Source organism: Streptomyces toxytricini (assembly GCF_014649915.1).
In the GTDB taxonomy this organism is placed as follows: domain Bacteria; phylum Actinomycetota; class Actinomycetes; order Streptomycetales; family Streptomycetaceae; genus Streptomyces; species Streptomyces toxytricini.
The window spans coordinates 354,151-366,978 of sequence record NZ_BMTY01000005.1; the positions used below are offsets into that span (position 1 = coordinate 354,151).

Annotated in this window: 14 protein-coding genes and 1 pseudogene; 9 read left to right on the top strand and 6 right to left on the bottom strand. The window is 72.1% G+C overall.

What is annotated here, in order from left to right; genetic code table 11:
• Position 1 precedes the first annotated feature (1 nt).
• From IE170_RS08895 to IE170_RS08905, 3 genes are all read right to left on the bottom strand, one after another.
• Positions 2 to 985, bottom strand: a complete 984-nt coding sequence (locus tag IE170_RS08895) for an RNA polymerase sigma factor (RefSeq protein ID WP_189808745.1) — start codon at positions 983 to 985, stop codon at positions 2 to 4.
• 192 nt (positions 986 to 1,177) lie between these two features.
• Positions 1,178 to 2,218, bottom strand: coding sequence for a vWA domain-containing protein (locus tag IE170_RS08900; protein WP_189808746.1), 1,041 nt, complete (start codon positions 2,216 to 2,218; stop codon positions 1,178 to 1,180).
• A 44-nt stretch (positions 2,219 to 2,262) separates the two neighbouring features.
• Positions 2,263 to 3,339: a GlxA family transcriptional regulator gene (locus tag IE170_RS08905; protein WP_223855670.1), complete on the bottom strand. Its 1,077-nt coding sequence runs from the start codon at positions 3,337 to 3,339 to the stop codon at positions 2,263 to 2,265.
• A gap of 52 nt (positions 3,340 to 3,391) precedes the next feature.
• On the opposite strand from IE170_RS08905, the gene IE170_RS08910 reads away from it, so the two are divergent.
• On the top strand, positions 3,392 to 3,796 hold the full coding sequence (locus tag IE170_RS08910; RefSeq protein WP_189808747.1) for a cupin domain-containing protein: 405 nt from the start codon (positions 3,392 to 3,394) through the stop codon (positions 3,794 to 3,796).
• 24 nt (positions 3,797 to 3,820) lie between these two features.
• Here IE170_RS08910 and IE170_RS08915 read toward each other — a convergent pair whose 3' ends face one another.
• A complete protein-coding gene (locus IE170_RS08915) occupies positions 3,821 to 4,588 on the bottom strand; it encodes a DeoR/GlpR family DNA-binding transcription regulator (protein WP_189808748.1) in 768 nt (255 codons plus the stop codon).
• Positions 4,589 to 4,758: 170 nt separating this feature from the next.
• Between IE170_RS08915 and IE170_RS08920 the strand changes: the two genes are divergently transcribed.
• From IE170_RS08920 to IE170_RS08930, 3 genes are all read left to right on the top strand, one after another.
• Positions 4,759 to 5,985, top strand: a complete 1,227-nt coding sequence (locus IE170_RS08920; protein WP_223855671.1) for an MFS transporter — start codon at positions 4,759 to 4,761, stop codon at positions 5,983 to 5,985.
• A gap of 25 nt (positions 5,986 to 6,010) precedes the next feature.
• Positions 6,011 to 6,625 carry an HAD family hydrolase gene (locus IE170_RS08925; RefSeq protein ID WP_189808750.1) on the top strand — a complete coding sequence of 205 codons (615 nt, stop codon included), beginning with the start codon at positions 6,011 to 6,013 and terminating at the stop codon, positions 6,623 to 6,625.
• A 164-nt stretch (positions 6,626 to 6,789) separates the two neighbouring features.
• On the top strand, positions 6,790 to 6,942 hold the full coding sequence (locus IE170_RS08930) for a hypothetical protein (RefSeq protein ID WP_189808751.1): 153 nt from the start codon (positions 6,790 to 6,792) through the stop codon (positions 6,940 to 6,942).
• A gap of 17 nt (positions 6,943 to 6,959) precedes the next feature.
• Here IE170_RS08930 and IE170_RS08935 read toward each other — a convergent pair whose 3' ends face one another.
• Positions 6,960 to 7,946, bottom strand: coding sequence for a LuxR C-terminal-related transcriptional regulator (locus IE170_RS08935; RefSeq protein WP_189808752.1), 987 nt, complete (start codon positions 7,944 to 7,946; stop codon positions 6,960 to 6,962).
• A 291-nt stretch (positions 7,947 to 8,237) separates the two neighbouring features.
• On the opposite strand from IE170_RS08935, the gene IE170_RS08940 reads away from it, so the two are divergent.
• The 5 genes from IE170_RS08940 to IE170_RS08960 all read left to right on the top strand — a co-directional run bounded on the left by IE170_RS08940 (position 8,238) and on the right by IE170_RS08960 (position 12,470).
• Complete coding sequence (locus IE170_RS08940) at positions 8,238 to 8,444, top strand: hypothetical protein (protein WP_189808753.1); 207 nt, start codon at positions 8,238 to 8,240, stop codon at positions 8,442 to 8,444.
• Positions 8,445 to 8,449: 5 nt separating this feature from the next.
• Complete coding sequence (locus IE170_RS08945; protein WP_189808754.1) at positions 8,450 to 8,731, top strand: hypothetical protein; 282 nt, start codon at positions 8,450 to 8,452, stop codon at positions 8,729 to 8,731.
• A gap of 51 nt (positions 8,732 to 8,782) precedes the next feature.
• Positions 8,783 to 9,988 (top strand): aggregation-promoting factor C-terminal-like domain-containing protein, encoded by a 1,206-nt coding sequence (locus IE170_RS08950; protein WP_229884653.1) that lies wholly within the window; start codon positions 8,783 to 8,785, stop codon positions 9,986 to 9,988.
• A gap of 86 nt (positions 9,989 to 10,074) precedes the next feature.
• Positions 10,075 to 11,391, top strand: coding sequence for a hypothetical protein (locus tag IE170_RS08955; RefSeq protein WP_189808755.1), 1,317 nt, complete (start codon positions 10,075 to 10,077; stop codon positions 11,389 to 11,391).
• A 272-nt stretch (positions 11,392 to 11,663) separates the two neighbouring features.
• A complete protein-coding gene (locus tag IE170_RS08960; RefSeq protein ID WP_189808756.1) occupies positions 11,664 to 12,470 on the top strand; it encodes an alpha/beta fold hydrolase in 807 nt (268 codons plus the stop codon).
• 145 nt (positions 12,471 to 12,615) lie between these two features.
• On the opposite strand, the pseudogene IE170_RS08965 reads toward IE170_RS08960, so the two are convergent.
• A pseudogene (locus IE170_RS08965) lies at positions 12,616 to 12,828 on the bottom strand (trypsin-like serine protease); the annotation flags it as partial.

Sequence of the window (12,828 nt, forward strand, 5' to 3'; positions counted from 1 at the left end):
ATCACTGTCCCCGCCTTCCGCGTCGTGCCCGACCGCCCCGGGCCGGCGTCCCCCCGCGCTCGGGGTCCTTCGCGGACGAGAGGTCGCGCCCGGTGGAGCGCACCCCGCCGCCGCCGAGCCGCTCGCGGAGGGCCCCGTAGCGCTCGCTGAGGTACGGGCCGGCCTGCTTGGCGGCGAGAGCGACGAGCACCGTGTAGGGGGCGGGCTCGCTGATCAGGTCGACGGCGCCCTCGGCGACGGCTTTCAAGGGCGCCTCCTGCACGACCTTGTACAGCCCGAACAGGCCCGCGCCCGGCAGTGCGATGAGCGCGCCCTTCGCCGCGGCCTCCCGCAGGAGGGCGAGGGCGCGCTCCGCCTGTGTCTTGACCGTCGACCCCGGCCGCTCCAGCACGGTCCCGGCCGCCGCCGCGGGCACTTGGAAGGCCTTGTGGACGACGACCGCCTCCTGCTGGCTGACGGGCAGGCGGGAAAGTGCGGAGTAGAGGACGACCTTGTCGACGACCGCCTGCGCCGGATCCGCGGTCGCGCCGCGGCACGGGTCCTCCACGAGCGCGGAGGAGGCATACCTGACCGTGAGGGCGTAACCGTCCTTCGTCACGATGCGGTAGGCCGCACACTTTTTGTGGATCTTGTTGCGGGCGGTCGTCCAGATCGCCCGCTCCGGCCGCTCCCACTGCCCGAAGTGCCGGTACGCCTCGACCATCACCTCCTGCGCGATGTCCTCGGCGACCTCCCGGTGGTCCTCGTTGTCGGGCAGGAGGCCCCTCAGCCTGTCCGCGCAGAAGGCGCGCACCCGCGGCTGGTACAGCCGGAAGAAGCGGTCCCAGTCGTCGAGGCGGTGCAGGCACCGGTCGCACCAGCGCGACGGGTCGAGGTACTCCGCGGTCTCACCGCCGGCCGGGTCCGGCGGTTCGGGCAGGTCCAGCAGGTCGACGGGAGCGGTGCAGCCCAGGCACGGTGTGGCCGCGAAGGACAGGTCCATCATCTCGGTTCTCCTCACGACCGCCCCGGGTGGGTCGGTCGCCGTGGGTGAGGCACAGGGAACCGGATTTGGACGGGGTCGGAGAGAAGAACTTCAAAAAATCTCGGCACGGCACCCCGCGCGGACCGCGGACCGCGGAGCAGCCCGGTAGCCGGCGCCCGGGAGGGGCACCGGCTCTTCAGCGGAGCAAGACCGTCACACCATCAGCAGGAGGCGGGTCTGGGGGACCAGCTTGCGGTTGACGCTCGTGCTCTGCACGAAGATGGTGAAGTCGTCGTTGTGGTCGGGCTTGATGCGGACCTCCGCGTCCGGCAGGCCCAGCAGGGCGCGCGCCTCCGGGCCCGTGTACACCTTGTCCGTCTTCTTCTCCAGCACCGCGATCTGCTTGCGCGCCTGGATTTTCTCCGACTTGCTGAGCTGGTAGAAAGCCGAGCCGTTCTTGAAGGTGTGCCCGCATTCCACGACCCATTCGCGTATGCCCGCCTCCCGCGCCACCGGAATGAGCTCGTAGCCCGACGGGTCCACCGCGGTCAGGCCGGCCGCCTTGATGGTGGCCTCGTTCACCGCGTCGCCGCCCGTGGAGAAAACCGCCTTCGAGCCGCGGATTCCCTTCGTGCGACCCACCATGAATTTCTCCGTGGCCTCGCGGATGACCTCGCCGGCCTCCTCCAGGCCCTGGGTGCTCGTGGCGTCCCAGACGGCGATGTTGTCCTTCGGGAAGCCGCACTGCATGGCCTCCCGCTTGCCCATCTGGTCCGGCACGAGGACGGCCAGCGTCCAGTTGTCGTCTTGCGTCTCGATCATCTTCGAGACCGCCTGCACCAGCGCCTTCGCGCTCTTGGAGGGTGCGTCGGCGCAGCGGTGGCTCGCGTTCTCCTGGCCGTCCGTCAGGATGAACGTCAGGAAGCTGTGGTCGCCGTACAGCTGGGCGGTTTGGGCCAGCTCCCGCTGCGACTTCAGTGTGGCGGCGAGCAGGGCCGTCATTCCGCCGACCCGGTAGAGCTGCTTCAAGGACGGCATGCGCAGCACGTCCTTGTCGTAGATGATGCACTCGACTTCGTTCGAGAAGACGTAGACCGTGACCCGCGTTTCCTGGTCCAGTTCCCGGGAACGGCGGGCCAGGTACTCGATCTGGCGGTCGGCGACTTCCACGACCTTGCCGTTCAGGTGCGACATCGACGAACTGGCGTCCAGCACAAGGGCAACGTGATTGATGTAGTTCTGGTTTCCGGACACGACCGCTCCCCGTTTTCTTCTTCCGAACCGATGCCCTTACTTTGTCACCCCCCACTGACAATCGGCCCCGGCTCCGCTTCCGACCCCCTCACCCCCTGCGGGACTCCGGGCGGAACGCTCCCCGCAGCCGCCGCCGGCCGCCGTCCGAACCGGGTCCGGTACGCCGACGGGGTGATGCCCGTCTCCCGGCGCATCAGCGTCCGCAGGCGCGCGGCGGTTCCCAGCCCGCTGCGCCGCGCCACCACCTCCAGGCGGGCCTCGCCCCGCTCGATCAAGCGGCAGGCCAGGGTGACCCGTTCCGCCGTGAGCCAGGCGAGCGGCGTCGTTCCCAGCTGGGCCCGGAAGCGGCGGTGCAGCGTCGCGGGACTGACCGCCGCGCGCGCCGCGAGGTCGGACACCGACAGCGGTGCGTCCAGGCGTTCCTGCGCCCAGGCCAGCACGGGCGCGAGGGACTCGTCGGGCAGGTCGGGTACGGGGCGCTCCACGAACTGGCGCTGCCCGCCGTCGCGATGGGCGGCGAAGACCAGGCGGCGGCTCACGGCGTTGGCGGCCTCCGCGCCGTGGTCGCGGCGGACGATGTGCAGCCCGAGGTCGAGCGCGGCCGTGCTGCCCGCCGCGGTGAGGATGTCGCCGTCGTCCACGAACAGCACGTCGGGCTCCAGCCGGACGGACGGGAAGCGCGCCCGGAAGGAGTCCGCCCACTGCCAGTGCGCGGTGGCCCGTCGGCCGTCGAGCACACCGGCCTCGGCCAGGGTGAAGGCGCCGCTGCAGAAGCCGACCAGGCGCGCACCGCGCGCATGGGCGCGGCGGACGGCGTCCAGCACGGCGGGGCGCCGCGGGACCTCCACATCGGGGCGGTTCGGAACGATCAGGGTGTCCGCCGTCTCGGCCGCCTCCAGGCCGGCGACTCCCGTCAGGGTGAAGAACCCGTCCCGCATCAGGGTGCGGGGCTCGGGGGAGCAGAGGGCGAACTCGTACAGGTCACGCCCGATTTCCGGTCGGCGCAGACCGAACACCTCGGTCGCGCAGCCGAGCTCGAAGGGGTTCGAGTTCGCGTCGACGACCACGACGACCCGGTGTGCGCCAGCGGGGCCCGTTGCATGCGAGGATCCGTGCGACATGTGCGATTCCTAGCACTCACACCGCCTGCGCGGAACCGCCGAGGATGAGCCCATGAGCAACGCACCCGTATCCCTCGCCAAGGCCCTCGCCTCCTTCGACGCCCTGTGGAGCCCCCGCATCGTCACGCAGGTCAACGACTACGACGTACGCATCGCCAAGGTCGAGGGCGAGCACGTCTGGCACGCCCACGACGACACCGACGAGTTCTTCCTCGTCCTCGAAGGAGAGCTGCACATCTCCCTGCGCGAGCCCGAGGGGGAGCGCACGGTGCTCCTCGAACGGGGCTCTGTCTTCACCGTTCCCCGGGGCACGCAGCACAGGCCGTACGCGCCGTCCGGCGCCGCGATCCTCATGTTCGAGCCCACGGGGACGCCGAGCACCGGCGACCGCCACGACGGGGTGCCGGCCCACGTCGACGTGACGACCGGACACGTGCTCGGCGCACTCGGGGCCTGAACCGGCGGTCCGGTGGGGCGCGGTTCAGCCGTCCGCCGGATGGACCACCTCCGCGCCGCGCTCCCGCAGTGCCTCGACGGCGGGGGAGTCGGCCGGGGCGTCCGTGACGACGATGGCGATCTCCTCCACGGAGCAGATGCGCCCGAGTGCGGTGCGGCCGAGCTTGTCGGCGGTCGCGACGAGGACCACGCGCTGGGCCGAGGCGACCGCGGCCCGCTTCACCTGCACGTCGTCGAGGTCGTAGGCGGTGGCGCCCTGGACGGGGTCGATGCCGCAGCAGCCGAGGACGAACGTGTCGAAGCACAGGTCGCGGAAGGTCTCCACGGCGGTCCGGCCGTGGAAGGACAACTCCTCGGGGCGCACCTGGCCGCCGGGCAGGACGAGCCGGATGCCGGACTGCGCGGAGAGGGCGAACGCCGCGTGCAGCGAGAGGGGCGAGACGGTGAACTGCCGGCCGGCCATGGCCTTCGCCACCGCCACGGCGGTGGTGCCGGTGTCGAGGGCCACGGTCTCGCCGTCGGTGAGCAGGTCTGCAACGGTCCGGGCCAGCCGCTCCTTGGCCTGCGACCCGGACATGGCGCGGACGGCGTAAGGCGGCTCGACGCCGCCGGGCAGGGCGCTCACCGCGCCCCCGCGGACCCGGCGCAGCGCGCCCCGGGACTCCAGCACCTCCAGGTCCCGGCGGACGGTCATCTCGGACGCCCCGGTGGCCCGGGCAAGCTCGGCGACGGTCGCGCGGTTCTGCTGCGCGAGCAGTCCGATCACGAGCTTGTGCCTCTCCATCACGTTCATGTGTCCGTTTCTACCCCAAGACCGCCTGCGTGTGACCCGGCCTGTGCGTTCCGAACGGCGAGGCTGTTGAAACGAACATTAATCATGCCTATTGTGTGAGGTGCGGTGTGGGAATCGCCCCGTAATGAACGTGACTGTTGTTCATTCCTGCATGATCGATGGGGAGACCGATGTCCGCCACCCCCGGGGAAGACCCGCCCGAGGCGGCGGGTCCCCTCCTCACCACCGTCGCGGTCGCCGCCTCCTGCGGGGCGTTCGTCGTGATCGGCGCCCTCCAGGCGCTGTACGGCCCCGCGATCCCGGCCCTGCGGGAGGAGTACGGCATCAGCCCGGCCGTCGCCGGCCTCAGCCTCAGCGCCCACTTCGTCGGCGCGCTCCTCGGCGTGCTGGTCCACCACGTGCTGCGCGGCCGCCTGAACAACCGCGTGCTGCTCGGCGGCTCGTACGTGCTGACGGCCGCCGGATGCGCCGCCTTCGCCTTCTCGCCGAGCTGGATCCCCGCCCTCGCCGGCACCTTCGTCATCGGCCTCGGCTTCGGCGGCATCGACTACGGCCTCAACCAGCTCTTCGCCACCGGCTTCGGCCACCGCAGCACCGCCATGCTCAACCTGCTCAACGGGCACTTCGGCATCGGAGCCATCGCCGGCCCCGCCCTGATCGGCCGGCTCGGCGCGGAGAACTACCCGGGCATCTTCCTCGGCCTCGGCGTGCTCACCCTGCTGATCCTCCTCACCCTCGGCGGTGTCGCCGCCCGCGAACCCGCTCCCGCGCCCGCCGAGGGCGCCGCCGCGGGCGGCGCCCGCGCCATGCCGGTCATCGCGGCGTTCATCGGCATCTACGTGCTCCACGTCGCCATCGAGACCGGGGTCGGCGGCTGGGAGCCGACCCACCTGGAGGCCCTCGGCTACGGCGCCGCGACCGCCGCCGGCGCCACCTCCGCCTACTGGGCGGCCATGACCGTCGGCCGCTTCGCCGTCGCCCCGCTCAGCCTGCGCTGGTCCGCCCCCTCGATCCTGGTCGTCTGCTGCGGGGGCATGGCCGGCTTCCTGCTCCTGGCCACCGTCCCGCTGCTCGCCCCGTACGCGTACTTCGGCGTCGGACTGATGATCGCGCCGATCTTCCCCACCTGCCTGCCCTGGCTCAGCCGGGCCGTCCCCGGCGTGGCCGCGGCCGGCGCGTACGTCATCGCCGCCTCGATGATCGGAGGCGTCGCCTTCCCGCCGCTGCTCGGCGGGGTCGTCGACACGATGGAGGTGAAGACGGTGCCGCTGGTGCTGTTCGCCCTCGCCGTCGGCTGCGGGGTGCTCAGCCTCTGGCTGCGCCGCAACGCCCCCGACCCCGACGGCCTGTCCCACCCCAGCGGCGCGGGCCGACCCGAAGCCGCCACCACACGGTGAACCCCGGAAAGCGAGGCAACCACGCATGAAAGCCGTCCTCTTCGACATGTTCGGCGTCATCGCACGCCTGCAGTCGCCCGCGTCCAGAGCCGCGCTCGAGGCCGTCGCCGGCGGCGATCCCGACCGCTTCTGGGAGGCGTACTGGGCGCACCGCGACCCCTACGACCGCGGTGACGTCGACGGCCCGGCCTACTGGCAGGGGGTCTGCGCCGCCCTCGGCACCACCCCCGACGAGCGCCTGACCCGCGACCTCATCGCCGCCGACCTGGCAAGCTGGAGCGAGGTCGACGACCGCGCCGTCGCCCTCCTCGCCGATCTGGCCGGCCGCGGAGTCGCCCTCGGGCTCCTCTCCAACATCCCCGAGGAGCTCGCCGCCCGGTACGAGGCCACGCAGCCGTGGCTGGAGCGGTTCGCCGTACGCGGCCTGTCCTGCCGCATCGGCAGCACCAAGCCCGATGCCGCGGCGTACGAGTGGTGCCTGCGGGAGCTCGGACTGCCGCCGGGGGAGGTGCTGTTCGTCGACGACCGCGAGGACAACGTCCGCGCGGCCCGCGAACTCGGCATGCAGGGACACCTGTTCACCGGCCCGGAAGCGCTGCGGACGGCCCTGAGGGCCGTCCTGGAGACGGGCCGGGCGTGACACCCGCAAGAGCCCACGCCCTGTGCGCGCCGCCGCGGACGGCTGGTTACCGCCCCCGCAGCGGGAGGCGCGGGCCGGCCCCGCGGCCTGGTCGAGGCTGCGCCGGGGGGCCGGCTGAAGCCGCGCGGCGACTGGGTACGCCCGCGGGAGGCGCTTCCCGCCCGGTGGCCGCCTCATTCGCGGACCTCTGCGCCGAGCGGGGCGTCCTCGTCCGCCCATTCCCCGGTGAGGGGGTCCGCGTCACGGTCGGCCTGCGCGAGGAGAACGACGCCTTCCTCGCGGCGGCCGCCGGACACCGGGCCCGGCCGGCGGGCTGATCGGGCCCGGCGGCCCGTCAGAGCCAGCCCTGCTGCGCCGCCTTCAGCCCTGCCTCGAAGCGGCTCGTGGCGTGCAGGCGCTCCATCAGCGCCGCCATCTGCCGCCGGACCGTCCGCAGCGACACCCCCAGCCGCTTCGCCGCCGTCTCGTCGGTCATCCCCGACGCCAGCAGCCGCAGCAGCTCCAGCTCGGCCGCGGTCGGCTCCGTGTCGCTGGGGCGCGGCCGGTCAGCTCCGAGGGGCACCGCCGCGTTCCAGGTCTGCTCGAACAGGGTGATCAGCGAGGCGACGATGCCGGGCGCGCGCGTACACAGCGCACCCAGGCGGGAGTTGGCCGGATCGATCGGCACGACCGCGACCGTGCGGTCGAACACCAGCAAACGCGGCGGCAACAGCGGGCTGGTGCGGACCTGGGCGCCCTGCTCGGTCAGCCAGCGCGCGTACGCCAGCGTCGCCGGGTCGTTGCGGGCGCTGTCCTGGTACACCGACCGCATCTCGATGCCGCGGGCCAGCACCCGCCGGTCCAGCGGCCGGGACGCCTCCAGGCTGGCCTCGGACAGTGCGCCGCCCGGCAGGATCGCCAGGCACTCCCCGACGAGCCCGTGCGCGAGCTCCTCCAACCGGCTCTGGATCGCGTCCATCCCGACGAGCCGCTCGGCTCCGTCGACCTCGGTGTTCGGCCGGAGCTCCGCGAACTCGGAGACCACCTGCGCCGCGGCCGCCTTGCTGCGCGCCAGCTCCTGCTGCCGCTGTACGAGCTCCTCTTCCTGGCGGCGCAGCAGCAGCTCCAGCCCCAGCTCGGGCCTGACCGCGCGCAGCGCGCCGGGAGAGTCCCTCGAGGGGCGCAGCAGGTCGAGGTCGACGAGCCGGTCGAGGCCGGCGCGGACCTGCTCCTCGGTGAGGCCGAGGCGGGCGCCCAACTCGGCGACACCGCCGGACGGATCGGCGAGCATCCCCCGGTAGACGGCTTCCACGTCCGCCCCGAGCCCCAGCGCCTGCAGCATGCCCCAGCCCCCCAGCTGTCGTACGGCCCCTCGCCCCCGCGGCCTGCCGCGGACACCCGTGACCGTGATCGTAAACGAGACCTGTCACCAAGGTGCCAGGCCCCTTGGTGACAGCCGAAACACCTTTCCCGCGGGCACCGGCGGCAGCAGCATGGTGATCACCGGAACGACGGGGCGCAGGCCCCGGCCCGGGGCGCCGGAGCCATCCGGTCGGCCCGGACAGCGCGCGCAGCACACGCAGCACACCGCACCACACCCACTGCTTCCCGACTCTCGATCCTGGGGGGATCCATGTCCCGCACCGCCCGCACCGCTGCTGCCGCCGCCCTCTGCGCCCTGCTCTGCGCCGGAGCCGGCCTCGGCGCCGCGACCACCGCGAGCGCCGCCTCCACGACCGCGGCCGCCACCGCCACCGGCGGCGCCACCGGCACCGGCCCGGGCAGCATCAACTGGGACACCGCCCCCAAGTCCGCGACCGGCAGCATCAACTGGGACTGACCGGCGTGCGCGTCATCCGGGCCACCCTCGACGGACCCCGCCCCCGCCCCGGCCCCGACGCCGACGGCGCCCTCGCCGTCCTCTGCGACCTCATCTGGGCGCACGCCCGAGCGGCCCACGGACTCGAACACGTCCGGGCCAGGCCCTCCGACACCGGCGTCGACCTCTACCTCTTCCTCCGCGCCGCCTCCGAGGCCGCCGCCCTCGACCAGGCCCGCGCCCTCCTCTCCGGCGCCCGCGCCCCGCTGCGCGCCCACGGCTACGCCACCCCGCCCCCGGGCCCCTGACCGACCCAGGCCCGAGGCGCAAGGCCCAAGGACCAAGGACCAAGGAACGCAGTGACGAACACCTTCCTCCAGGCCGCCCGCAAGACCGCCGTCGCCGCCCTGTCCGGCGTGCTCGGGGCCGGGCTCCTCACCGCCGCGACCGTCGCCGCCGCCCCGGCCGCCGAGGCCGCGACCACGTGCAGCGGCACCGCCTCGATCTACGGCGTCCTCCCCGACGGCCGGCTCACCTTCAGCACCATCACGCCCGCCACGGGCGAGCTGAAGAAGGTCGTCATCGGAGCCGACCTCGGCTTCGAGCCGAAGGCCATGGCCACCCTCAACTTCAACACCGTCCTGGTCACCTCGACCGCCGGCGCGCTCTACCGCCTGGACGTCCTCACCAACAACACGTCGCTCGTCCTGGAGCGCCCGCCCGTCAAGCTCTTCGACAGCGGCTGGACGCACGACAAGCTCACCTACGACGGGCACGGCCACCTGTACGGCACCGCCGGCGGCCTGCTCCTCCAGTACCTGGTGTCGCAGCCGAAGCCGACCGGTTCCGCGCACATCGGCCAGCGCAAGGAGATCGGCAGCGGCTTCGTCCTGAAGACCCTCACCGCCGCCGGCGACGACCGCCTGCTGGCGACCACCGAGGCCGGCGCCCTGTACTCGTACAAGATCGACAGCGCGGGCGGGTGGAGCCGCGACGACCTGAAGACCTCGGGCTGGTCCGCCTTCGACCAGCTCGTCTCGCCCGGCGGCGGCCTCTACTACGGCCGGATCCCCACCACCGGCGCCATGTACTGGTACAAGGACGCCAACCCGGCCGACGGCACCGGCAGCGACATCGCCTACCACAACGACACGCCCGTCAACACCGGCGGCTGGACGCAGCAGCTGCTCTCCGCCCAGCCTGGCACGTTCACCTGCACCACCACCGCGGACCCGCTCGACGGCCGCGACATCCCCGCCGTGAAGGCGGCAGGCCGCGACCTGATGAACCGCCACGACGGCGGCGTCTGGAACAACTCCACCCAGTGGAGCTGCCTGGAGCAGCTGTGGGACAAGGAGAGCGGCTGGCGCTACTGGGCCGACAACCCGAGCTCCAGCGCCTACGGCATCCCCCAGGCCCTGCCCGGCTCCAAGATGGACGCCTTCGGCGACGACTGGCGCACCAACCCGGTCACGCAGATCAAGTGGGGCCTGTCGTACATCGACGGCCGGTACGGCACGCCGTGCGGCGCCTGGAACCACTTCCTGAAGAACAACTGGTACTGACGCGCGGCCGCGGCCGCACCTCCCCTGCCTCACCCCCTTCCGCCCCGCCCCGCTCAGGGCTGCCCGAAACCACCGGAGAAGACCCCATGCGTCGCTCGTCGTCCCGCACGCTCCGCCTCACCGCGACCCTCGCGGCGGCCGCCACCTCCCTCGGCCTCGTCACCCTCACCACGGCGACGCCGGCCCAGGCGGCCGCCATCTGCGGCGGCAACGTCTCCGTCTACGGCACCCTGCCGGACGGGCGCCTCACGTACACGGCGATATCCCCGAACACCGGCGACCGCGTCAAGACGCTGATCGGCGCGAACCTCGGCTTCACGCCGAAGGCGATGGCCACCCTCAACTTCAACACCGTCCTCGTGACGTCCACGGCGGGCGAGCTGTACCGCGTCGACATCCAGACCAACGACAACGCCCTGGCGCTGGCCGGCGTGACCAGGATCTGGGAGAGCGGCTGGACCTTCGACAAGATGGTCTACGACGGGGCCGGCCACCTCTACGGCACGGTCGCGGGCCAGCTCCACCGCTACAACGTCTCCCAGGCCAAGCCCGCCGGCCCGGCGCACATCGCCAAGCACGTCGTGATCGACGAGGGCTTCGTCCTCAAGACCCTCGCCGCGGCCGGCGACGACGTCCTCATCGCCACCACCGCCGACGGAAGGCTGCTCTCGTACCAGATCAACGGCGTCGGCGACTGGGAGAGCTCCGAACTCAAGAGCAGCGGCTGGTCGGCGGTCGACAGCCTCGTCTCGCCCGGCGGCGGCCTCTACTACGGCCGCACGAACGGCGGCATGTACTGGTACCACGACGCCGACCCGACCGACGGCAAGGGCGGCGACATCGCCTACCACTCAGACGACCCGGTCGACGCGAGCGGCTGGACGCAGACCCTGCTCTCCGCGTACGCCAACGACTGCACCTACCAGCCGCCGGCGCCGCCCACCCCGACCCCGTCCACGCGCGGCGGCCAGATCACCCGCACCGAAATCATGAGCCGCGCCGTGAACTGGCTGAACCGCGACATCCCGTACAGCCAGAGCGCGTACGCCTCCGACCCGGACGGCGGCCACTCCTACCGCACGGACTGCTCGGGCTTCATCTCGATGGCCTGGCACGCCGACAGCAGCTACACCACCGCCAGCCTCCCGGGCGTCAGCGCCACCATCTCGAAGTCCGACCTCCAGCCGGGCGACGCCCTGAACACCTCATCGGGGCACGTGGTGCTCTTCGAGAAGTGGGTCGACAAGGCGGCCGGCAAGTTCTCGTACATCCACCAGTCGAACCCGAACGACGACATGATGCGCGGCCAGGACTACCTCAACGGCGGCTCGGACGGCCGCATCGCCGGCCACGCGGCGTCGGGCTACGTGGCCCTCCGCTACGACAAGGCGATCAACGGCTGACACCGACGCGCACCCCGGGCCCACGGGACCGCAGCACACACAGGCTGCGCCCGCGGGCCTTGGCGTGCACCGACGCGTTCACGCGCATCTCATTGCAACATGCAACTCCGCTCATTGCATTACCTTGCACGCCCACTGCAACGAAATGGAGGCTGTGACCTGGGAAAACATGGATTATGGCGAGTTGAAGCGTTGCCGTATCGTCGAACGCAACGTAGCTTTTGCGGTGTCGGAAACAACAGGAACGCCCCGGACGAAGGACGGACGACACCATGACGACGACTCACTCACCCTGGACCGGAACGGTCACCGTCGAGGACACCGCACTGGCCGTGACCGACACCGGCGGCCCCGGCCGCCCCGTGGTCTACCTCAACGGCTGCTACGCCGACCAGTCGCACTGGCGCCGTGTCACCGCCGACCTCGGCGCCGGCTTCCGGCACATCACCTTCGACGCGCGCGCCCGCGGCAAGTCGCAGCGCTCCGCGGACTACTCCTTCGAGGCGTGCCTCCGCGACATCGACGCCGTTCTCGCCGCACGCGCCGTGGAGCGGCCGATCCTGGTGGGCTGGTCCTACGGCGCCGTACTCGCCGTCAACTGGGCCGCCCGCAACCCGGGCCGCGCCGAGGGCGTGGTCTGCGTGGACGGAGCGCTGCCGCACGAATGGCTCGACGACGCCGCCCGGGCGAAGATCCGCAAGCTGTTCCGCCGGCTGAGCCCGCTGTTCCCGGTCGCCCGCCGACTCGGCATGGCGGCCCGGATGAGCGCCGCCCAGCACGCCGAGGTCAACATCGAGGCGAACGAACTGTGCGCGCCCGCGGTCCTCAACCCGGTCCTCGACAGCCTGGCCCTCCCGGTCCACTACGTCCTCGCGACGGGCGGCAACCTGGGCGGTGAAGCGCAACTGATGGAAAGGATCCGAGCCGACCTGACCCCGGCCACCCTTCGCAACCCGAACATCCGCATCACGGCGAAGGCCCCCAGCAACCACTCGAAGATCCTCCGCCAGGACCACCACACCATCGCCCACACCATCTGCGAACTCACCGCCCCCACACGCAGCGCGGAAGCAGCCTGACCCGTGACGCCCCCTTGCGGTGCCGAGGCATGCTCGAGCGCGTCCCGGGCCGCGGCACCGCCCAGCGGGCGGCCGCCGCGGCATGCCGGACACGCGCCGGGGGGCGGGCCTCGTCAGAGCCCGCCCCCCGGTCGTCACCCTCGCGTCAGCGGATGATGTCGAGGCCGCTCCAGCCCTGCCCGAGGAGGACGCGGCTACCCAAGGTCTGGGTGCCGGAACCGCCGGTGTGGGGGTATGCCCAGAGGGCTCCGCCGGCATCGCGCCCGATGAGGTCGACAAGACCGTCGTTGTTGATGTCGGCGAAGGAGAGGGTGGGGTAGGTGTTCCAGCCGACGCCGATGAGTACCGGTGTGCCGAC

Coding starts and splice junctions, on each gene's coding strand:
- IE170_RS08895 (WP_189808745.1), bottom strand. CDS start 985: ATGATGGACCTGTCCTTCGCGGCCACACCGTGCCTGGGCTGCACCGCT.
- IE170_RS08905 (WP_223855670.1), bottom strand. CDS start 3,339: ATGTCGCACGGATCCTCGCATGCAACGGGCCCCGCTGGCGCACACCGG.
- IE170_RS08910 (WP_189808747.1), top strand. CDS start 3,392: ATGAGCAACGCACCCGTATCCCTCGCCAAGGCCCTCGCCTCCTTCGAC.
- IE170_RS08915 (WP_189808748.1), bottom strand. CDS start 4,588: ATGAACGTGATGGAGAGGCACAAGCTCGTGATCGGACTGCTCGCGCAG.
- IE170_RS08920 (WP_223855671.1), top strand. CDS start 4,759: ATGTCCGCCACCCCCGGGGAAGACCCGCCCGAGGCGGCGGGTCCCCTC.
- IE170_RS08925 (WP_189808750.1), top strand. CDS start 6,011: ATGAAAGCCGTCCTCTTCGACATGTTCGGCGTCATCGCACGCCTGCAG.
- IE170_RS08935 (WP_189808752.1), bottom strand. CDS start 7,946: ATGCTGCAGGCGCTGGGGCTCGGGGCGGACGTGGAAGCCGTCTACCGG.
- IE170_RS08940 (WP_189808753.1), top strand. CDS start 8,238: ATGTCCCGCACCGCCCGCACCGCTGCTGCCGCCGCCCTCTGCGCCCTG.
- IE170_RS08955 (WP_189808755.1), top strand. CDS start 10,075: ATGCGTCGCTCGTCGTCCCGCACGCTCCGCCTCACCGCGACCCTCGCG.
- IE170_RS08960 (WP_189808756.1), top strand. CDS start 11,664: ATGACGACGACTCACTCACCCTGGACCGGAACGGTCACCGTCGAGGAC.